22 protein-coding genes and 1 riboswitch are annotated in these 20,910 nt (G+C 48.5%); of the genes, 17 read left to right on the forward strand and 5 right to left on the reverse strand.

The genetic code is table 11. The features are described from left to right. The first annotated feature begins 61 nt into the window (after window positions 1-61). From ACKA06_RS15900 to ACKA06_RS15915, 4 genes are all read left to right on the forward strand, one after another. Window positions 62-1,717 (forward strand): FAD-binding dehydrogenase, encoded by a 1,656-nt coding sequence (locus tag ACKA06_RS15900; RefSeq protein ID WP_032086089.1) that lies wholly within the window; start codon window positions 62-64, stop codon window positions 1,715-1,717. A gap of 201 nt (window positions 1,718-1,918) precedes the next feature. Continuing rightward, window positions 1,919-3,439, forward strand: coding sequence for an MDR family MFS transporter (locus ACKA06_RS15905; protein WP_411160106.1), 1,521 nt, complete (start codon window positions 1,919-1,921; stop codon window positions 3,437-3,439). Window positions 3,440-3,594: 155 nt separating this feature from the next. Next, a complete protein-coding gene (locus ACKA06_RS15910) occupies window positions 3,595-4,113 on the forward strand; it encodes a phosphatase PAP2 family protein (protein ID WP_411160107.1) in 519 nt (172 codons plus the stop codon). A 227-nt stretch (window positions 4,114-4,340) separates the two neighbouring features. Beyond that, entirely contained in the window at window positions 4,341-4,916 is a 576-nt protein-coding gene (locus ACKA06_RS15915) for a DUF4256 domain-containing protein (protein WP_411160108.1), read from the forward strand. A gap of 55 nt (window positions 4,917-4,971) precedes the next feature. On the opposite strand, the gene ACKA06_RS15920 is transcribed toward ACKA06_RS15915, so the two are convergent. Beyond that, window positions 4,972-5,478: a 2'-5' RNA ligase family protein gene (locus ACKA06_RS15920; RefSeq protein ID WP_411160109.1), complete on the reverse strand. Its 507-nt coding sequence runs from the start codon at window positions 5,476-5,478 to the stop codon at window positions 4,972-4,974. A gap of 206 nt (window positions 5,479-5,684) precedes the next feature. After that, complete coding sequence (locus ACKA06_RS15925; protein WP_411160132.1) at window positions 5,685-6,596, reverse strand: NAD(P)-dependent oxidoreductase; 912 nt, start codon at window positions 6,594-6,596, stop codon at window positions 5,685-5,687. 214 nt (window positions 6,597-6,810) lie between these two features. Between ACKA06_RS15925 and ACKA06_RS15930 the strand changes: the two genes are divergently transcribed. Next, window positions 6,811-8,490 (forward strand): glycoside hydrolase family 13 protein, encoded by a 1,680-nt coding sequence (locus ACKA06_RS15930; protein ID WP_411160110.1) that lies wholly within the window; start codon window positions 6,811-6,813, stop codon window positions 8,488-8,490. A 51-nt stretch (window positions 8,491-8,541) separates the two neighbouring features. Here ACKA06_RS15930 and ACKA06_RS15935 read toward each other — a convergent pair whose 3' ends face one another. Continuing rightward, complete coding sequence (locus tag ACKA06_RS15935; RefSeq protein ID WP_269751515.1) at window positions 8,542-8,664, reverse strand: hypothetical protein; 123 nt, start codon at window positions 8,662-8,664, stop codon at window positions 8,542-8,544. Between the two features lie 249 nt (window positions 8,665-8,913). On the opposite strand from ACKA06_RS15935, the gene ACKA06_RS15940 reads away from it, so the two are divergent. The 6 genes from ACKA06_RS15940 (at window position 8,914) to ACKA06_RS15965 (ending at window position 11,050) form a co-directional block, all read left to right on the forward strand. Beyond that, entirely contained in the window at window positions 8,914-9,294 is a 381-nt protein-coding gene (locus ACKA06_RS15940) for a hypothetical protein (RefSeq protein WP_244888115.1), read from the forward strand. Beyond that, window positions 9,291-9,785 carry a hypothetical protein gene (locus tag ACKA06_RS15945; RefSeq protein ID WP_197670410.1) on the forward strand — a complete coding sequence of 165 codons (495 nt, stop codon included), beginning with the start codon at window positions 9,291-9,293 and terminating at the stop codon, window positions 9,783-9,785. Before ACKA06_RS15940 ends, ACKA06_RS15945 begins: the two co-directional genes overlap by 4 nt. 101 nt (window positions 9,786-9,886) lie before the next feature. After that, window positions 9,887-10,099, forward strand: coding sequence for a hypothetical protein (locus ACKA06_RS15950; RefSeq protein WP_032086099.1), 213 nt, complete (start codon window positions 9,887-9,889; stop codon window positions 10,097-10,099). A 49-nt stretch (window positions 10,100-10,148) separates the two neighbouring features. Then, entirely contained in the window at window positions 10,149-10,430 is a 282-nt protein-coding gene (locus tag ACKA06_RS15955; RefSeq protein WP_197670412.1) for a SunI/YnzG family protein, read from the forward strand. Then, entirely contained in the window at window positions 10,431-10,838 is a 408-nt protein-coding gene (locus ACKA06_RS15960; protein WP_411160111.1) for a DUF5412 domain-containing protein, read from the forward strand. It begins immediately after the preceding gene. 23 nt (window positions 10,839-10,861) lie between these two features. After that, window positions 10,862-11,050 carry a hypothetical protein gene (locus tag ACKA06_RS15965; protein WP_411160112.1) on the forward strand — a complete coding sequence of 63 codons (189 nt, stop codon included), beginning with the start codon at window positions 10,862-10,864 and terminating at the stop codon, window positions 11,048-11,050. Window positions 11,051-11,512: 462 nt separating this feature from the next. Here ACKA06_RS15965 and ACKA06_RS15970 read toward each other — a convergent pair whose 3' ends face one another. Continuing rightward, window positions 11,513-12,250, reverse strand: a complete 738-nt coding sequence (locus ACKA06_RS15970; RefSeq protein WP_032086106.1) for a DUF1836 domain-containing protein — start codon at window positions 12,248-12,250, stop codon at window positions 11,513-11,515. 165 nt (window positions 12,251-12,415) lie between these two features. Here ACKA06_RS15970 and htpX point away from each other — a divergent pair, with 165 nt between their 5' ends. Beyond that, window positions 12,416-13,297, forward strand: coding sequence for a protease HtpX (gene htpX, locus ACKA06_RS15975; RefSeq protein ID WP_064566213.1), 882 nt, complete (start codon window positions 12,416-12,418; stop codon window positions 13,295-13,297). Window positions 13,298-13,524: 227 nt separating this feature from the next. On the opposite strand, the gene ACKA06_RS15980 is transcribed toward htpX, so the two are convergent. After that, the gene (locus tag ACKA06_RS15980; RefSeq protein ID WP_411160113.1) at window positions 13,525-14,031 is read right to left on the reverse strand and encodes a GNAT family N-acetyltransferase; all 507 of its coding nucleotides are present in this window, start codon (window positions 14,029-14,031) and stop codon (window positions 13,525-13,527) included. Window positions 14,032-14,213: 182 nt separating this feature from the next. Here ACKA06_RS15980 and ACKA06_RS15985 point away from each other — a divergent pair, with 182 nt between their 5' ends. The 5 genes from ACKA06_RS15985 to ACKA06_RS16005 all read left to right on the forward strand — a co-directional run bounded on the left by ACKA06_RS15985 (window position 14,214) and on the right by ACKA06_RS16005 (window position 20,228). Beyond that, window positions 14,214-15,686 (forward strand): protein adenylyltransferase SelO, encoded by a 1,473-nt coding sequence (locus ACKA06_RS15985; protein WP_411160114.1) that lies wholly within the window; start codon window positions 14,214-14,216, stop codon window positions 15,684-15,686. Window positions 15,687-15,808: 122 nt separating this feature from the next. Then, the gene (locus tag ACKA06_RS15990) at window positions 15,809-16,594 is read left to right on the forward strand and encodes an SDR family oxidoreductase (RefSeq protein WP_197670420.1); all 786 of its coding nucleotides are present in this window, start codon (window positions 15,809-15,811) and stop codon (window positions 16,592-16,594) included. A gap of 170 nt (window positions 16,595-16,764) precedes the next feature. Continuing rightward, window positions 16,765-17,841, forward strand: a complete 1,077-nt coding sequence (locus ACKA06_RS15995; protein WP_411160115.1) for a GGDEF domain-containing protein — start codon at window positions 16,765-16,767, stop codon at window positions 17,839-17,841. 152 nt (window positions 17,842-17,993) lie between these two features. After that, window positions 17,994-18,097: riboswitch (purine riboswitch) on the forward strand. A 158-nt stretch (window positions 18,098-18,255) separates the two neighbouring features. Next, a complete protein-coding gene (locus ACKA06_RS16000) occupies window positions 18,256-19,116 on the forward strand; it encodes a 5'-methylthioadenosine/S-adenosylhomocysteine nucleosidase (protein WP_411160116.1) in 861 nt (286 codons plus the stop codon). Between the two features lie 170 nt (window positions 19,117-19,286). Continuing rightward, a complete protein-coding gene (locus ACKA06_RS16005; protein WP_411160117.1) occupies window positions 19,287-20,228 on the forward strand; it encodes an NADP-dependent oxidoreductase in 942 nt (313 codons plus the stop codon). Window positions 20,229-20,910 lie beyond the last annotated feature (682 nt).

The raw sequence follows: 20,910 nt of genomic DNA on the forward strand, positions 1-20,910 counted from the left end.
TAGCGGGTTTATACTGAACTTAATTTACGCTGTCGCTGACAGGGAGAAGAGTGGGGATAAAATGGATTATGATGTGATTGTCGTTGGAGCAGGGATAGCAGGTTTAGTTGCAGCAGCCGAGATGGGTGATGCCGCGAAGAAGGTGCTGCTCGTCGATCAGGAGCCTGAATCTTCACTTGGCGGGCAGGCATGGTGGTCGTTTGGCGGCTTATTTCTTGTGGATTCACCTGAGCAGAGAAGGCTCGGCATCCGGGATTCCAGGGAGCTTGCCATGCAGGACTGGCTCGGGACAGCCGGGTTTGACAGGGAAGAGGATGAGGATCACTGGGCCCGGAAGTGGGCCGAAGCCTATGTGGACTTTGCCGCGGGTGAGAAACGTGCCTGGCTCCACGGCCTGGGTGTCCGCTTCTTCCCGATCGTCGGGTGGGCTGAAAGGGGCGGTCATCTTGCTGACGGCCACGGCAACTCGGTTCCAAGATTCCATATCGTCTGGGGCACGGGACCGGGGATTGTCGAACCTTTCGAGAGGCGGGTCCGGGAACATATGAAGGCAGGACTGGTTACCTATCTCCCTCGGCACCGGGTGGATGGGCTGAAGACGGCAGGGGGCACTGTGACGGGAGTGGCCGGATCCGTCCTCGCGCCGAGTACAGCTCAGCGGGGGCAGGACAGCAGCAGGGAAGTGATCGGAAACTTTGAATATTCCTCCCAGGCAGTCCTTGTGTCAAGCGGCGGTATCGGGGCAAACCATGAATTGATCAGGAAAAATTGGCCGGAAAGACTGGGGCAGCCGCCAAAGAACATGATATCCGGTGTCCCCGCTCATGTGGATGGCCGGATGCTTTCCATCACGGAAGAAGCCGGGGGCCGGATCGTAAACCGGGACAGGATGTGGCATTACACGGAAGGGATTAAAAATTGGGATTCCGTCTGGAGCAATCACGGCATCCGCATCCTGCCCGGCCCTTCTTCAATCTGGCTTGACGCAGAAGGGAGAAGGTTCGGCGCCCCTAATTTTCCGGGATTCGATACGCTCGGGACCCTGGAGGCAATCCAGAAAACGGGCTATGACTATTCATGGTTCATCCTGACGCAGAAAATCATCGAAAAGGAATTCGCCCTTTCCGGGTCCGAGCAGAATCCCGACCTCACGGGGAAGAGCATAAAGAAGGTTCTCGGCAGGGCGCTCCCGGGTGCAGCCGGACCGGTGCAGGCATTCATGGATAAAGGGGAGGACTTCATCATTGCGGAGGATCTGGAGGACCTCATCATCCGGATGAACAGATTAACAGGGGACAACCTGCTGGATGTTAAAGAGATTAAGAGGCAGATAGAAGCAAGGGACCGCGAAATCGATCACAGGTTCACGAAGGATCTGCAAATCACCGCCATCCGCGGTGCACGCCATTACATAGGGGATAAACTGATCCGTGTCGCGCCTCCGCATAAAATTCTGGATCCGAAGAATGGACCGCTCATTGCCGTGCGGTTGAATATCGTCAGCCGAAAAACACTGGGGGGACTTCAGACAGATCTGAGCGGCAGGGTGCTCGATGCTTCCGGTGAGGCGATACCAGGACTTTACGCAGCAGGCGAAGCGGCCGGATTCGGCGGAGGCGGGCTGCATGGGTACCGGGCGCTGGAAGGAACCTTTGTCGGGGGATGCCTCTTCAGCGGACGGGTGGCAGGCCGGGCGATTTCCGTGGATGTGAAGTAAGGGAGGGTTTTTAATCGAAGAGAATAACTCCTCGTGCCAAGCCCTTCTTGGTTTCAGAATCATCATCTGACAGCAGTATGGAACCTTCATGCAAGCGGCATACACTTGTCTATCCTTCACCCGATTAGAACTAGACATTCCCACTTAAAGGACTATAATAAAAAGGCAATACTACATTTTTACATATAAAGGGTGAGATATATGGTGGCGAAAGAAAGCAATATGAAGCTTGCGCTTGCGGGGCTGCTGCTCGGGATCCTGATGTCGGCGATGGATAATACGATTGTCGCGACGGCGCTTGGATCGATTGTGTCCGATCTCGGCGGGCTTGATAAATTTGTCTGGGTCACGTCGGCGTATATGGTGGCCGTCATGGCCGGAATGCCGATTTTCGGGAAGCTGTCGGATATGTATGGAAGGAAGAGGTTCTATATCTTCGGATTGTCCATATTCCTGATCGGTTCCGCGTTGTGCGGAATAGCGCAGGATATCGTCCAGCTGAGCATTTTCCGGGCGATACAGGGAATCGGGGGAGGCGCCCTGCTTCCGATCGCCTTCACGATCGTATTCGATCTGTTCCCTCCTGAACAGCGCGGGAAAATGACGGGGCTGCTTGGTGCCGTGTTCGGATCGGCTTCTGTATTCGGTCCGCTGATCGGTGCGTTCCTGACCGATAATCTTAGCTGGCACTGGGTATTCTACGTGAATGTGCCGATCGGGCTGCTGTCCTTATTTTTCATCATCACGGCTTATAAAGAATCCCCTCAGCGATCCGATCAGCGAATTGACTGGGGCGGGGCGGTCACGCTAGTCATCGCGGTTGTGAGCCTGATGTTCGCGCTTGAACTCGGCGGGAAGGAATTCGCCTGGGATTCATGGCAGATCATCGGACTGCTTCTTTCCTTCTTCGTTTTCATCGTGAGTTTCATGATGATCGAACGGAAAGCGGCAGAACCGATCATTTCGTTCTGGATGTTCAAAAGTCCGTTGTTTGCGTCTGCCCAGGCACTTGCATTTCTGTACGGGGCTGCATTCATCATCCTGACGATCTTGATCCCGATTTTCGTGCAGGCTGTGTATGGCGGTTCGGCGACGAATGCAGGATTTATCCTGACGCCGTTGATGCTCGGCTCGGTTGCCGGAAGTGCGGTTGCCGGTATCCGCATGACGAAGGCAAGTTACCGGAGCATCATGTGGATATCGATCCTGTCGTTCCTTGCAGGAATGCTGCTTCTTGCAACGATGGGGCCGGATACGGGCAGATTGCTGCTCACATTCTATATGATCCTGAGCGGGTTCGGTGTCGGTTTCTCGTTCTCGCTTCTGCCGAATGCAACGATCCATAAGCTTGATCCAAGGTTCAGGGGATCCGCCAATTCAACCAATGCGTTTTTCCGTTCACTCGGAATGACGATCGGGATCACCGTATACGGGACGCTTCAAACAAAGCTCTTTGCTTCCAATCTGGAAGAAGCCTTTAAAGGCCAGGGCGGCGGGCAGGCCTTCCCGGGCGGCGGTGACCCGAGAAGCATCTTCGAACCGGAAATGCGTGAGATGATCCCTGCCCCTGTCCTTGAGAAAATCACGACGGCAATGTCGGAATCGATCACCACGACATTCGCCTACGCCTTGATCCCGCTGGTCATCGCGGTATTCTTTGTTTACCGCATGGGCAGCAGCAGGCTTGAAGTTGAAAAGGGAGCACCAAAGGCTTCTGAATAAGTTTGAAAAGGAGAATGGGGCTGCGGCCTCGTTCTCTTTTTTATGTCTTAATTTACACATCAACCGGCTAAAATTTACACTTTTTTACCGCTCATTATCATTGCAGTTACAATCCGTCATTGTAATGAAGGTGACTATTTAAAGGGGTGATTTCAATGGATCGGATGTTTACAGGACTTCATAAGGTGGATCAGCAGCTCTTTTATAAAATAAACGGCAGTAAATTGTACCGTTCTTTCTTTGGTATGATCACTCACTTGGGAGGTTCGAAAATCTCGATCCTTTCCATTCTTTCATTGGCTTTTATAAGCTTATTCTACCCTTCGATCAGGCCGGCCGTCCTCCAAGCATTCCTCGTCTTGAGTGTCAGCCATATTATCATGCACTTTATCAAACGTTCGGTGAAAAGGATCCGTCCCTATCTGTCGCTTCCGGATGTAATGCTCCACGGTCACCCGTTTGAAGATCACTCATTTCCATCAGGCCACTCAACGGCGATCTTTTCCATGACGATCCCGTTTATGCTTCATTTCCCGGCAGCCATTATGTTTTTGTTTCCCATCAGTGTACTGGTTGCCTACTCCAGAGTCGTACTTGGCGTCCATTACCCTTCAGATGTCTTGGCCGGAGCCTTCCTGGCATTAGCTATAGCGGTTTTGGTATTCGTGGTATAGAAGCCCGCATTGCAGTAAGTTTCTAAGAACAATCAAGGTGACTTAATAAGAAGTACTTCTGCCTGATGATTGAGTCCATCGGGTTTTTTGTGTTGTCATGAGGAATCGTCTATCCTATAATCAGAAACGATTTTTATGAAGAAATTTTCAACAGCAGGAAGGGTTCCGAAATACAAATCTGGAACTTATCTAGATAATGCTTCTATATAGCTGAGGAGGAAACGAATATGCCATATGAAATCAGTGATAAAAAAGAACTGTCACCAGAGCAAAGGGAAGAATTACTCACCGGATTGAAGGCACGCTTTGAGAAGAATATGCATCGTCATGAAGGAGTGGAGTGGGCAGGCGTGCAGGAAAAGCTGGAGGCGAATCCTGAAAAGTTATGGTCTCTCCACGAAATGGAACGAACCGAAGGCGAACCTGATGTCATCGGATATGATGAGAAGAAGGACGAGTACCTGTTCTGTGATTGCTCAAAAGAAAGCCCGAAAGGAAGGAGAAGCGTGTGTTACGATCGGGAGGCCCTCGAGGCACGGAAAAAACACAAGCCTGAAAACAGCGCAATCGACATGGCGGTGTCCATGGGGATCGAATTATTGACGGAAGAACAATATCGTTCCCTCCAGGAAATCGAACCGTTCGATAAGAAGACTTCCAGCTGGATCCGGACGCCGGCCGATATCAGGGAACTAGGCGGGGCCCTGTTCTGCGACTACCGGTTCGGGCATGTCTTCGTGTATCATAACGGTGCCGACTCCTACTATGCCGCCCGGGGATTCCGCGGGATATTGACCTTATAAAAAATCCGGGCCCGTTCCTTGCCGTCGACGGCAGGGAACGGGCTGTTTGTTTTGACTAAAAATAATATTCATACTCAATCATCGAAGTCCCGTCTTCGTCAATTTGCTCAACCGAAATTTTATATACGACTGAAGTGAATTCAGTGTTGAACTCCTCCGTATCATGCAGCGCCTTCTGGAACGTTTCCTCACCATTCAGTTTTCCCACCGTCACATGCGGTATGTAACTCAGCTCACGCGCATAATGTCCCTTCAGAATACCGCGGTACAAGCGGTCACGCAGTTCGATGATGTGGTCATTCCCTTTCTTAATATTCAAGAATAAATAATGTCCATCAGCCCCTGTCACGTTCTGACATCTGATTTCAAAAGGCTTGAAGCCGATCAGGCTGTCTTGGATATGATCAATCAGTTCCCCTTTTAGGAGGCTGCCTTTGAACGGATGAATCAGTGTAATATGAGGAGCGATGAAGGAATGAAGCGGATCATATTTTTCTCTCAACCCTTCGATTTCTTCGCCGTTATTAAACTCCGGAAAAATACAAATCGATCGATTTAGCATTGACATCACCCTTTAATGGAAATGAAGGCCCGTCCTTTTGTGCGTCAATACGTTAACGCAGGCTGGGACGGGCCTTTAATCAGTCAGCCTGACTCATTATTTCATAATACTGATAAAGCGCCTGCGTGCCCTTATTTTCACCGCCAGATTGGCTGAACAGTTCATACAATTCTTTTGCGAGCTTCAGGCTGGGACGGGCCTATTAATCAGTCAGCCTGACTCATTATTTCATAATACTGATACAGCGCCTGAGTGCCCTTATTTTCACCGCCAGATTGGCTGAACAGTTCATACAATTCTTTTGCGAGCTTCAGGCCGGGAACAGGGACGCCCATGTTTTCCGCGGATTCGATAGCGATTTTCATGTCTTTGATGAAATGTTTTACATAAAATCCAGGGTCGAAGTTGCCGTCGATCATGCGCGGGGCGAGGTTTGAAAGCGACCAGCTGCCGGCAGCCCCGGCTTCGATGCTTTTTAATACGGTTTTTGGATCGAGGCCTGCTTTTTCGGCATAAAAAATGGCTTCACAGACACCGAGCATACCGGAAGCGATCGCGATCTGGTTGCACATCTTTGTATGCTGACCGGCGCCTGCAGTCCCTTGCAGGACGATGTTTTTCCCCATTGCTTCAAGGACCGGGCGGATTCCTTCAAATGTTTCTTCTTCGCCTCCGGCCATGATGGTGAGGGCAGCATTCCTGGCCCCGACATCGCCGCCTGACACAGGAGCGTCATAGGCATGGATGCCGGCTTCTTTCGCTCTGTCAAAGATGAGCTTCGCAAGCTCCGGGGAAGAAGTGGTCATATCGATGACATACGAACCCCGCTTTGCATTTGCCAAAATACCGGACTCGCCAAGATAGACTTCCTCCACATCACTCGGATAACCGACGATCGTGATGATGATGTCCGACTCCATAGAAAGTGCGGCGGCGCTTTCTTTCCACAGAGCTCCTTCTGCGAGGAGATCTTCCGCTTTTTCCTTCGTTCTCGTAAACACGTTCAGTTGGAATCCTGCTTTCATAAGGTTGCGGGCCATGCTTTTTCCCATGACGCCGGTCCCGATGAATCCTATCGTCTTTGTTTGCATTCGTCTACCTGCTTTCGTATTTAGAATCTTTAAAACTATTAGATAAAGTATACCAAAGATAGCAGCATAATAAGAGGAAAGAAATCCTGCCGGGTTTCGCTGAAGGCCCGTACCTCGCTGCGGTGCCGCTTCATTGCGGTAAGGGACGGGCATATGAATTATCACTGTTAATGCAACCGGTTTCATAGTATGCTAACTTTATTGTAGAATAATGATTTACTTCATATAAAGGAGCGGTTTTATGTCTAAGCAATGGTGGAAAGAAGCGGTCATCTATCAAATTTATCCCCGCAGCTTCAAGGATTCGAATGGCGACGGGATCGGCGATATCAACGGGATCATCTCGAAGCTTGATTATCTGAAGGAACTCGGAATCGATGTGATCTGGCTGTCCCCGGTCTATCAATCTCCCAACGACGACAACGGCTATGATATCAGTGACTACCGGGGGATCATGGATGAATTCGGGACGATGGCAGACTGGGAGCGCCTCCTCGATGAGATGCACAAGCGCGGCTTGAAGCTGATCATGGACCTCGTCGTCAACCACAGCTCGGATGAGCATGCGTGGTTCGTGGAATCCAGGAAATCAAAGGAGAACCCTTATCGGGATTATTATATCTGGAGGGACGGCAAAGACGGCAGCGAGCCGAATAACTGGGAGTCGTGCTTCAGCGGATCTGCATGGAAATACGATGAGGCAACGGATCAATACTTCCTGCATCTGTTCAGCCAGAAGCAGCCGGACTTGAACTGGGAGAATCCGAAGCTCCGTGAAGAAGTGTATAGCATGATGAAATTCTGGCTCGATAAAGGGATCGACGGGTTCCGGATGGACGTCATCAACTTCATTTCAAAAGTGGACGGGCTGCCGGATGCAGAGTTACCGGACGGCCGGAAGTTCGCCCCGGGCGGAGACTACTACATGAACGGGCCGAAAATCCATGACTATCTTCAGGAAATGAATAAGAAGGCGCTGTCCGGCTATGACGTCATGACAGTCGGTGAAATGCCCGGGGTGAACGTGGAGGAAGCGAAGCTTTATACAGCCGAGGACCGTAAAGAAGTGAATATGGTCTTTCAATTTGAACACGTGGACCTTGACTCCGGTCCAGGCGGCAAATGGGATCTTCGTCCGATGAAGATGAGTGCACTTCGCGACAGCTTCACCAAGTGGCAGAAAGGGCTCGAGCATGAAGGCTGGAACAGTTTGTACCTGAACAATCACGATCAGCCGCGAATGGTATCACGGTTCGGAAACGACAAGGAATACCGGGTGGAATCAGCGAAAATGCTCGGGACGTTCCTTCATACGTTAAAAGGGACCCCGTATATCTATCAGGGTGAAGAACTCGGCATGACGAACGTCAGATTCGATTCCATTGAGGATTATCAGGACATCGAGACCCTGAATATGTACCGGGAAAAAGTCATCGAAAACGGAGAAGATCACGACCTTGTGATGAATTCCATCTACGTGAAGGGCCGCGACAATGCCCGCACACCGATGCAATGGGATGATTCGGAGCACGGAGGATTTACGACCGGCGACCCATGGCTGAAGGTGAATCCGAACTACACGGAGATCAATGCGGAACAGGCGGTGGAAGACCCCGATTCCGTCTTCAATTATTACCGCAGGCTGATCGGGCTTCGTAAAGAATATCCAATCATGGTATACGGTTCATATGACCTGCTCATGCCTGACCACGACAAGATTTATGCGTACACCAGGAAATATGAGGGCCAAACCATGATTGTCATGCTCAATTTCTCTTCTGAAAATCCTGTATTTAAACTTCCTTCAGAATATGAAAGTGCAGGTGACCTGCTCATTGGCAACTACGGGGTTGAAGCGGGCACGGACCTCCGTGAAGTGGAGCTCCGCCCGTATGAGGCACGGGTTTATTTAATGAAGTAATGGTGGGAAACAGGAAAGCACCTTTTTGACGGGTGCTTTCTTTGTTTGACATTATTTCTGCTTCTTTTGTGTTCCGTCCGTTTGAACTGACATGATTTCATCCTTGTCGCTCATCTGCTTTTCAGCAAGCTTTTTTGCTGCTTCGTGCTGCTGCTCTTGAGTAGGTTTTGCCATGATGTTTCACTCCCTTTCGAATCGGTCAAGTTCTTCTCTAGTTTTGATTTTATTGGAAAAGCTTATTCCTTTTTGTATCAGTTTTCATTGTTTCAGTTGGAATAGCTCCTATGTCCAGGTGGGCATCCGATATTCTGTCATAAAAACAGGACTTTCGTGGGGTTTTGTCCTTTTAAATCGAATTTTTCTGGATGTCACGGTATAATTTAGAATTGATGAAAGTTACATACATATTTAAAGGAGGAACAGATGATGGGATGGATAATCGCCATTTTGTTCGGTACAGCCGTCGTGCTGCTCATTATATCGTTAATTAAAACGACACAACAAAAATCACAGCTGGAGCAGCAGGTGGAACATGCTTCAATTTCTGTTTTGAATGAAGTCCATGAACTTGAAAAGCAGATCCGTAATATGCAATTGGACGCTGAAATCACCGCCCAGCAATCCGGCGCGATGGAAACTTCTTCAGAAGAGCGCCAAATGCTTCGCGACATGCTTGATCTCTATAAACGGGGGTACTCAACAGAAAGCATCGCAGCTAAATTAAAGCTGCCTAAGACTGAAGTGGAGCGCATGCTTACGCCTTATATGACAAGAAAGGCTGAAAGGGGCATGGTGGCACAATGACATCTAATTCCCTGCGCAGTTTTGCCCTGGGCCTCCTGCTTGCCGCAACAGCAACCGGTGGAGTCTATTTCTTCGGCCCTTCAGAAGCGGAAAGCACCGAGAAATCCGATGGAAAAACAGTAAAAACAGAAAAACTCACAGAAGACGAAATGATCGAACAGCTGACTGCCAAAGGCTTTGTCGTCCAATCGAAGGAAGCATGGGACAAGCAGGTCGCTGCTGCTACTGAAGCCAAGGAAGACGAACCTGAGAAAAAATCAAAAAAGAAAAATGAAGACGATGTCGTTTACCGTACCATCCTGAACGTATCGATGGGTATGACGAGCATTGACATCGGAAATGCATTGGAAGAGGCAAAAATCATCGATGACGGGATGAAATTCTACAAAGAAGTCGAAAACCGCGGCCTCGAGAATGAATTAAGACCGGGCACATTCCAGATCGAAAGCGGAATGAGCATGGATGAAATCATTTCGATCATTTTTAAATAAAGTGGATTGAAAGCTCCTTTAGTCGGGAGCTTTTTTTATTTTTACAAAAAATTGAAACTTTTCCTTTTATTATCCGTAAATAATTGTAAGAGGTGATTGAGATGACTGGAATTTTTTTAATCATATTGGTACCGTTTTTCATTGTCTTCATTGCAAAACTCATGGCTGACCCTTCAGAGAGGAAGCATACAGACGGAGGAAGTCATCCGGTTTATTTCGGCGGTGACAATGACAATTCCGACCACTGCGGCGGGTTTGACGGCGGAGGGTTCGGCGGTGGAGACGGAGGATGCGGAGGCGGGGGCGGCGAGTGAGCCCCTTTTCTACGGGATGTACAAATCAACCTAGAAAGGTGTGGGATGAATGGAACTATTCGAACTGAAAGTGACTGAAAATCAAGGAATTCTCCAAATCAGATGGCAATTGAGCAAGATTGAGATCCCCCTGGCAGACATTGTGAATGTGGAGGATGATGATACATATGGCGGCAGGGAAAAATCAGCGATCCGAATCGGCAATCCTTATGGGCATACCGACAGGGTGGTCATCCAGACAAAAACTGAAACTTATATCCTTTTTACAAGCATCGGCGGATTAAGAGAGAAGATTTTGTCTTATCAGCAACATGGTGAAGTAAGGAGTTAAATGATGGATTCAGATGCAGCATTTAGAAGCGAGAAAAGAAGAGTTTTCAAAGAAGTGCTCATCATATTCCTGATCGTTGGATTGATCACTGCCGGAATCATTGGATATGGTGTTTATTGGCTGTTTTATGATATGGGCCGCCTGCCGGAGGGGGATTTTCTTACGGAAGAAACTTCACCTGATGGCACCTACACTGTAAGAACCTATGTGGCAAACGGCGGAGCGACCGTATCGTATGCGGTCCGCGGTGAACTGGTTTTTAATGAAAATGAACACAAGGTAAAAACAATCTATTGGAGCTACCGGGAGGAGGATGCGAATATCACCTGGAAGGATGACGATACTGTCGTCATCAATGGCCACATGTTGGATGTGCCGGGAGATCGGTATGATTTTAGGCATGACTGAGAATATGGAGGGGAGGTTGTATGATGAAACAGGCATTATCGTTTTGCGGGATGGCCCTGACCGTCATCTTCGACGGCGGATTTTTGATTCGTTTGATAAGGGACGGGGATTTTTACATAGCGGAGTTTGCCGGTGGTGTGATCGGGGTGATATTACTGGTTATGGCGTTGGTTGTGAAGTTGAAAGGGGAAAAGGAGGAACGTGGATTTTAAGGAGGGGACTTTAACATGGGATTTTGGCTTGTTTTTAGCTCGAAATGATTGATATTTGACTATTTTGGGGAGAGATTAACCCTCAAATCCGAGATTTAGCCGGTTCGATTGCCTTCAAGCTGCATTTTGGTCTATAGATTACTGACCCAGGCAGGGTTTATGATCCTAAAACGAAATTTATGATCCAAATTAGAATTATATGATCCTAAATAGAAATTTATGATCCTAATTTCAATTTTACGATCCTAATTTCAAATTTATGATCTTACTAGAATTATTCTAAATAAGTCCACGCAGTCAGTTCTCCGCCCTAAATTCCTATAGATTTTCTCACATGCCCAATCCCCGGCGCCGGCTTTCATCCTGAAATCAAACCCGGCCAGTCCGTCCAATTCGGCCAGAATGATAAAAACCCGCCCCCAGCTGTATCAACACATCAATACAGCAGGCGGCGGGTCTTTTCTATTTTTCCTGCATAAACAACGCCGCATAACCATAATGTTTGGCGGCTGATTGGTAATAGGCTGCCTGCACGCTTAAGGAAGACAGGATGAGGACATTCAATACCGCGTCCATTTGCTCTTCTTTCAATTGGTTGAATGCAGGCAAAATATTTCGGCATTCAGTATGTACGAATTGCTCGATCCATTCGTTCATGGAACATGAGCCGTCAACCGTTGGAAGCGGGTGGTGATGGAGTTTTTCAAAGACGGCCGCATAGGCAGAATAGAGGTCGATGGGATGGATGACATCATCTGACCGGTCTTCTGGATTATTAAAAATAAGAGTCAGTATCTTGCGGATGGAATCGAAGTCAAGCGATGACTTCAAGTCCTCGACGATCAAGAGCATGGTGGCCTGATCGACGTTATATTTCTTGCCGATCTGGGGTCTTCCCACCAGTTCCTTGATATCCCGCTTCACCCAATTCTGGACGGCGCTTGGGGAGAGGTGGGTATATTCAATCTGATTCCCGAGGGATACGATTTCATTGATGGAAAACCCGATTTCATTTTTTGTATGTTTCAGGACTTTTTCGAAAATGGGAGGAATCCCGGAAGTGATTAAACTGCTCATCTCTTCTTTGTTCGTTAGCAGCCAGGCTTCTTTCAGTATCATGACAGGGGTTTTATCGTGCTGGCCATTGAGTGAGTGCAGCAGGTCAGCCATATTCTTGCGTGATAATGTATAGTGTTCCACAGTCAACCCCCCTTATCTTAAATCTCCTTCTTATAGTACGTCTTCCCAAAAGCCCCGTCAATTGCACCCCAAGTAAAAATTGATTGAATTTTATCAATAAAAGCTATATAATAAGTTCAAATATAAGTTCATATGAACTTAAAAAAACAGGAGTGAAGATTGAAGATGGGTAAACGAATTTTTTATTTTCTATTAACCAATATTTTGGTTCTACTCACCATCTCCATCATTTTTTCGGTGACTGGAGCCGGAAATTATATTAAGGAGACGGGTGGAATAGATTTCGGGGCACTCTTGATCTTCAGTGCCATAATCGGTTTCTCCGGATCTTTTATTTCTCTTGCGATGTCCCGCTGGATGGCAAAGAGAATGATGAATGTCCGTGTGCTTGATCCGAACGGACCTCTGTCCTCAGCAGAACAGGGGATTGTCGAGAAAGTCCACCGTCTATCAAGAGCTGCAGGACTTATGCATATGCCTGAGGTTGGAATCTATGACTCGCCTGAAGTGAATGCCTTCGCAACGGGGCCGTCTAAGAAACGTTCCCTCGTGGCAGTTTCAACAGGACTTCTCCGCGAGATGGACGACGATGCCGTGGAAGGTGTCATCGCCCATGAGGTTGCCCACGTGGCGAACGGCGATATGGTGACCATGACGCTTCTGCAGGGTGTTGTCAATACATTCGTTGTGTTCCTTTCAAGGATTGCAGCATGGATTGCGTCCCGTTTTGTAAAAGAAGAAATGGCACCGATCGTCCATTTCATTGCCGTCATCCTTTTCCAGATCGTCTTCTCGATCCTTGGAAGTTTGGTGGTATTCGCGTACTCCCGTCATAGAGAGTTCCATGCAGACCGCGGCGGGGCGGATCTTGCCGGTAAGGATAAAATGGTCCATGCCCTGCGCATGCTGAAAGACTATTCAGCACGGATGAGAGGCGAGGATGATACAGCCATCTCCACGTTGAAAATCAACGGCCGCAGAAAATCAGCCATTTTCTCTACTCACCCGGACCTTGATGACCGCATCAACAGACTTCAGGCTAAATAATGAAAAGCCCTTCCGTCACTGTTCAATCAGTGGAGGAAGGGCTTTTTTTATAAAGCTCTTTTCGCATGCTTTGTTGCTTTACATACAAGAAAATACCGGAACTTGGGTATTTTCTGATGTACTTCTACCTGTTGTTTAAACTTGAATTCGAAAAGAGCACGTCCAGAAGAAGCATTCAGGCTACTAGATAATTTACGAAAAGCAACAATCTTTTAGAAAACAGCCTTTTATAATGTCATCGTATATTTCTTTAATTCCTCGGTGTCATGGGGCAGGGTCACGTATCCGTCAAGCTGCATTCCCAGCTTTTCGAGCAGCCTAGAAGAAGGGAGGTTGTCCTTCGTGGTGATCGCAGCCAGACGTTTCAGGCCGATTTCTTTCGCATAGGCAGCAGTTCCCTTCGCTGCCTCCAGCGCATATCCCCGGGACTGATGATCTTCAAGAAAGGCAAACCCGATGTCAACCTCTTCAAGGCCTTCCCTCTTGATGAGCCCGCACAGCCCGATGGGACTATGATTCTCCTTCAATTCAACCAGGAACAGGCCGAATCCTTCCTGCTCATACATCGCCTGCGGTCCGTTTTGTATATAGTGTACCGCGTCTTCGGTTGTCCGGATCTCCTTATTACCGATATATTCGATCCATCCAGGTTCGTTTAGCAGTGTAAAAATGAATGCTGCATCGCATTCTTCGACTCTCCGAAGAATGAGACGTTCTGTTTCGATTACGTTCATGGTGTGACCTCCAGCATTTGATAGTTATATTTATAGTAAATCATTTCAGACAAAGAAGGAATAAGTATAACCTTCCTTAGGCAGAGAAGGCTATAGGGGAAGTGTACGTATGTTAGTATGGTGATAGAAACCCGATACGAGATGGACATGTGGAAGATCATTCGGAAAGAAGGGGATATAACATGAAGGAAAAGAAAACAACGGAAGCAGGCTGGAATTTTGACGACAGCTACACATCTCTTCCGCAGACTTTTTATAGAAAGCAGATGCCGACACCCGTTGCTTCGCCGCACCTTGTCATCCTGAACGGTTCGCTCGCTGAGTCACTCGGGCTGGATACGGATATCCTGCAGAGTGAATCGGGGGTGGAAGTGTTTGCGGGCAATGAGCCGCCGGAGGGCGCTGAGCCGTTGGCGCAGGCGTATGCGGGGCATCAGTTCGGGCATTTTACCATGCTCGGGGACGGCCGTGCCGTCCTGTTGGGTGAACAGCTGACGCCTGCGGGTGAACGCTTCGACATCCAACTGAAGGGGGCGGGGAGGACGCCTTATTCCAGGGGAGGAGACGGCCGCGCGGGACTCGGGCCGATGCTTCGCGAGTATATCATCAGTGAAGCGATGCATTCCCTCGGGATCCCGACGACCAGGAGTCTTGCGGTCGTCACGACCGGGGAAGCCATCATCCGGGAAACCGAACAGACCGGAGCCATCCTCACACGCGTGGCGTCTAGTCACTTGCGGGTCGGAACATTCCAATATGCCTCGAAGTTCGGTTCTGAAGATGATGTCCGGGCATTGGCGGATTATGCAATCGAACGTCATTATCCGGAAGCAGCCGGCGCGGAGAATCCGTACCTCCAATTATTGAATGGAGTGATCGGGCGCCAGGCTGAACTGGTGGCGAAATGGCAGCTTGCGGGCTTCATCCACGGTGTGATGAATACCGATAACATGACGATCTCAGGGGAAACGATCGATTACGGGCCATGCGCCTTCATGGATACTTTCGACCCGGCGACGGTCTTCAGTTCGATCGACAGGCAGGGTCGTTATGCATACGGGAATCAGCCGCCGATCGCAGGCTGGAACCTCGCCCGTTTCGCCGAAACACTGCTGCCGCTCCTGCATGATGATAGCGAGCAGGCCGTCGGGATCGCCCAGGATGCCATTTCCCGGTTCCCGAAGCTGTATCATGCCCATTGGCTGAAAGGGATGAGGGCGAAGCTTGGACTCTTCGGAGAAGAGGACGGGGACAAGGTCCTGATCGAGGAACTCCTCGGGATGATGCATGAGCAGAAAGCCGACTATACGAATACCTTTCGTGCCCTCACATTCGGCAGGGAAGGGGACTCTGCTTTATTTTCTTTAGAGGCCTTCGATCAGTGGGAAAAGCGCTGGCAGGAGAGGACCGGCCGCCAGCAGGAATCGGAAGAAGATGCACGCAGCCTGATGAGGAACAGCAACCCCGCTGTCATCCCGCGGAATCACCATGTGGAGGAAGCGCTGGAAGCTGCAGTTGAAAGAGGAGATCTCAGTGTGATGGAAAGACTGCTTCGAGTCCTTTCCCATCCATATGAACATTCTCCGGAACAGGAAGAATACTGTGCACCGGCTCCTCCTTCGGAACGTCCATACCGTACGTTCTGCGGTACATGATAAAGATAAAGGTCCGTCCTTTGATGCGTTAATGCGTCGAGGGACGGGCCTTTCATTTATGTTTCATATTTCAAGTTAAGGGAAGAAATAGACTAGAAGCAACTTAACAGGAGGAATATGAAATGGCTAAGACGATTTTTATAACGGGCGCGGGAAGCGGACTTGGAAGAGGCGCAGCGCTCGGTTTGGCACAGGAAGGACACCGCGTGATTGCGACGACGGAACTAACTTCACAGAAGACGGATCTCATGCGGGAAGCAGAAGATAAAGGGCTGGAGATGGAAGTATTCAAGCTCGACATCACCAATCCGCGCGATCAGGAACAAATCGCAAAATATGACTTCGATGTATTTGTGGCGAATGCGGCAATCAATGAAGGCGGACCGCTTGCGGAAGTGCCGATGGACCGGTTCCGTGCCCTTTTTGAGGTGAATGTCTTTGCAACGCTGGAAACCGCTCAGATCGCGGCGAAGAAACTCGTGGAGAAGGGAAGCGGGAAAATCATCTTCATGAGCTCGATGGCGGGGATATCAGCGACGCCTTATGTCGGTCCGTATACAGCAACAAAGCATGCAGTCGAAGGAATCGCCCAAACGATGAAGTCAGAACTTGAAGGATTCGGGGTGAAAGTCGCGACCATCAATCCAGGAGCATTTGAGACCGGGTTCAACAAACGAAGCGGAGAGGAAATTTGGAAATGGTTCGATGATGAGAAGAATTTTACCCGCAGAGAAGACATCGAAAAGCAGCAGGAAGGGTTAAAGGATCAGTTCGATCCTGAGGATATGATTCAGAAGATGATTGAAATCATTCCAGCCGAGACCCATAAATTCCGGACCGTCTATCCTGAAGAAACGGAGAAACAGCTCAAGGAAACGCAGAAGGAACGCTGGGAGATGAAGATTTAAAGAGATAAAGTGATCGACCACATTAAAGCACATTCAGTTTTGAATGTGCTTTTCTATTTGTATTACTATTTAATAAATAGTTATATTTAACTAGTAAAATAGTATTACTTTTTAATCAGGATGGGTATAGATAAGAAAGTGAGTATTCTAGGGGAAAAGAGGGAGAGGCAATGATTAATATCGAGGAATACATCATTAATCTCGGTCTCATGATTTCATTCATTTATCTGACCTCTTTATTGTACAAGCATTTCCTCATGAACGCAGACGGGGATCTGAAGGAAATCACCCTCGTTGTGATTGCGGCACTGACCGGATGGGTCTCCATGTATTTCGGCATTCACCTGACCGAATCGGTGATCTTTGACCTTCGTTTCGTCCCGCTTATCATTGCTTCCCTTTATGCGACAAAGCGCCGTTATATTGTATGGGTCGGAATCGGGACAGGATTGATGAGATTCACGTTCGGATATAGTCTGGCTGCCGCGGTGGGATTCATCAATATGCTCTTCCTGGCCCTTGTCGGCGTGTTGATTTCCCATCTGACCAGGTCATGGACGTACCGGAGGAAGATGTGGACGGTGGTACTGACATTAAACGTGCTGAACACACTCATCATCGCCCTGCTGGGAGTGATTCCGATAAACGATGTCCTGCGTATGATCATGCCGACCGTTTTCCCTGCAAACATCCTGTTGAGCCTGCTGCTTGTTTGGATTGTGAAGGATATGATTGATGAACATGTAAACAAATTGGACCTGATGGACAAAGCCGGCAGGGATCCATTGACGAAATTGTATAACCGGAGGACTTTCCTGCGCTATTTTAAAAAATACAGCGATGACGAGGAGATTTCCCCTTTATCCCTCGGTTTCATCGATATCGATCATTTCAAAAAAGTGAATGATCAATACGGCCATGCCACCGGGGACAGGGTGCTGCAGCATGTCAGCGCACTTATTGCAGGCAGCCTTCGGAATGTCGATATTGTGGCGAGGTACGGAGGGGAAGAATTCGTCGTCCTTCTGCCGGATTGCAGCAGGGAGGATGCAAGGATGATCATGGAACGGGTAAGGGAAGCCGTAGAGGGTCATCCGTTTCGTCACAACGGTGTCAGCATAGCCATTACCTTGTCTGTCGGAATCGCCGCCACGCCCGGCGTTGAGCCGAAAGAATTGCTTGAGGCTGCGGACCGGGCCGTTTATCTGGCAAAGAACAGAGGCAGAAACCGGGTGGAAAGTGCGTGAACCAACTAAAGAAAGTCTTGCGGCCCGCACCTCATTTACTTGGAAGAGGGACGGGCTTTCTTGTCATAAACACGAACGATATAAAAATATTACTGTTTTATTTTCGTGTTTACGGTTGAATTCGATTTTCCCGTCTGTTAGACTTACTTCGTAATCAAACTACATAGCACACTCGTATAAACTCAGTAATATGGTCTGAGAGTCTCTACCTGGTTCCCATTGGAAGAACCGGACTACGGGTTGAAGTATTGTTCGGTTTTTCAGTGAGAATCTGAACAGAGGGGGATATCGGTATATTTTGCATCCCCTGGTTACCTATACTTTGACTCCACGGTCCGGAAGGCAGAGAACATTCTCTTTTTCCGGATTTTTTATTGTGTTTATATGAGACAGCATTCAACAGGAGGGTACAACATGTTAAAAAAATTCATTTCCCTGATCATCCTTGCCGCACTGGCAGTGACGGGGCTTGCGGGGTGCAGTTCAACCAAAGAGCAGGGGGCTGCAGAAGCAAAGGAAAAGCAGCCAATCATCGTCCAGGGCCCGATGCCCATCGAAGCTGAAAAGCTGGCGGGACATCTGGAAGATGTAAAAGAGGAAAAATCCGGATCATTCGTTTTTTATAAAGGGAAGCTGGAAGGGTACCCGGTCATCGTTGCGAAGACAGGAAAGGGAATGGAAAATACCGCGGCTGCGACGGCAGTGGCAATTGAAAAATATGACCCTGCTGCCATCATCAATCAGGGAACATCAGGAGGTCACGATCCTGAGCTGAACGTATTTGATATCGTGCTGGGGGAAAGAACGGTCAACCTTGGGTCGTTGAAAACAGGCGCTTTGAATGAAGGGGAAGGGATCGAACCGAAGGAATGGATCCCGATGGACTTGATGGCCTCTGAAGGGAGTGCCGGGGAAGATCCTGACGCAGAGAATATCCGTTATTTCGAAGGCGATGAAGGCCTGCTTGCAGCGGCTAAAGCCGTGAAAGGAAAATACGAGAAGGGGAAAGTCGTCGAGGGGACGATCGGTTCCGCAGACGTATGGAATAATGAAGTGGACCGCATCAACTGGTTCCATGAAAAGTATGGCACCTCTGTGGAGGAAATGGAAGGAGCAGCCGGTGCGCAGATCGCGGCCGCATACGATGTTCCATTTCTCGGAATCCGCGTGTTGTCGAATAACAAAGTGAACGGCGGACAGTACAATCCCGATACAGCAAAAGCCAATCAGGCGTATGTCCTGGAAGTGCTGAAAGAATACATCACAACAAAATAAGCGGCCCAGGCCCGTCCCTCCATGTGTTCATCCTAAAGCCATGCGAGGGGCGGGCTTTTTTAAAAGTGTTCCGGTGTTTAGAAAACAAGAAGTTGAGGGAAAGATATCTCTATGTGATGATCCGGGCCTCCAAGAGGGGTTTTCGGAACGAATAATGGGAGGGAAAATGGATGAGAGCCATTGTAATCGATCAATATGGAGATAAGGATGTACTGAATAAAAGGGAAGTGGAACAGCCTGAAATCGGGGACAATCAAATTCTGTTGTCCAACCGCGCAACATCGATCAACCCGATTGACTGGAAGGTGAGAGAAGGATATTTGAAGGACATGCTTCCCTTTGACTTCCCGATCATCCTGGGCTGGGATGCAGCCGGCGTCGTGGCAAGGAAAGGAAAGAATGTAGAAGGCTTCGAAATCGGCGACAGGGTATTTGCACGGCCCGATACGACCAATCGCGGTACATATGCGGAGTATGTCGCCGTCGACGATCACCTGCTCGCCCCGATCCCGGAGTCGATGAGTTTTGAGGAAGCGGCGGCCATCCCGCTCGCAGGATTGACGGCATGGCAGTGCCTTGTTGACTTTTCAGATATCAAAGAAGGGGATAAGGTCCTGATCCATGCAGGCTCAGGAGGAGTCGGTAATTTTGCCATCCAGATCGCCAAAAGCTTCGGGGCGCATGTCGCCTCGACGGCAAGCGGCAAGAATGAAGAATTTGTGAAGTCGCTGGGGGCAGACCAGTTCATCAATTACAAAGAGGAAGACTTCAGCGAGGTCCTCGAGGATTTCGACATCGTCCTTGATACAATGGGTGGAGAAGTCCAGTCAAACAGCTATAAAGTATTGAAGAAAGGCGGAAAGCTCGTCTCCATCGCCGAGCCTCCCAAAGAGGATGAAGCAAAGGAGTACGGCGTCGAAGCCGGCTTCCTGTGGCTTGAGCCGAAAGGCGAGCAGTTGAAACAGCTTGCCGATCTCTACGAAAAAGGTGAACTGAAACCGGTCATAGGCGAAACCTTCACTTTTAGTGAACAAGGATTGAAGGACGCACATGCCTTGAGTGAAACCCATCATGCAAAAGGGAAGATTGTCATTAAAATAAGTGAAGATTGATGAGCAAAGCTTCGGTGTCCAGTATGGACCCGGAGTTTTTTTTGTGGAGTTCTCAGGGATTCGTGTGAGTAAAAACACGGGGGCCCGGCATCTTGTGAAATTTATAAAGACATCGGGCGGCTAAGTGGATTGATAAGCGAACTTCTTCATATCTGTCTCCTTATATTCTTCACGTGATTTTAGATCAATTGATTCCGAAAGCTTGCACGGCGGTCCAGGATTTCTTCCTGGATTCGTTTCAATTCCGGATTCGGTGTGTTGAAGAAAAATAATTTGATCATGGTTAACATAAGAATTCCTCCATTTCGATTTTAGATTTTAAAACAAACGGTTTCTTAATTCTGCACGGCGGTCCAGATTCCGGTCATGAAGCTTTTTCGTTTCACAATCAATATGGAACAAGTAAGTGAACAAGACGACAATCATATTCAATCTCCTTTCTGAACTTCTTTGGTTTGTGCTTTTTTAAATCATATGCAGTTGCAATAATAAAATTGACACCTGTGTCGTTATTATAAACGACATTCGTGTCTTTTAGAACCCGTTTTTGAAAATTTTTTATGGAATAGGGTGTTTTACTTAAAAAAGAACTTTTCCTAACTTGATCAAAAGCGGCTCACATACATATAGAAAGACTATTGCCAGAGCCAATACAGGGAATTAGCCGATAGGATAAGCCCAA

It is taken from the genome of Rossellomorea oryzaecorticis, from assembly GCF_045897515.1.
In the GTDB taxonomy this organism is placed as follows: domain Bacteria; phylum Bacillota; class Bacilli; order Bacillales; family Bacillaceae_B; genus Rossellomorea; species Rossellomorea enclensis.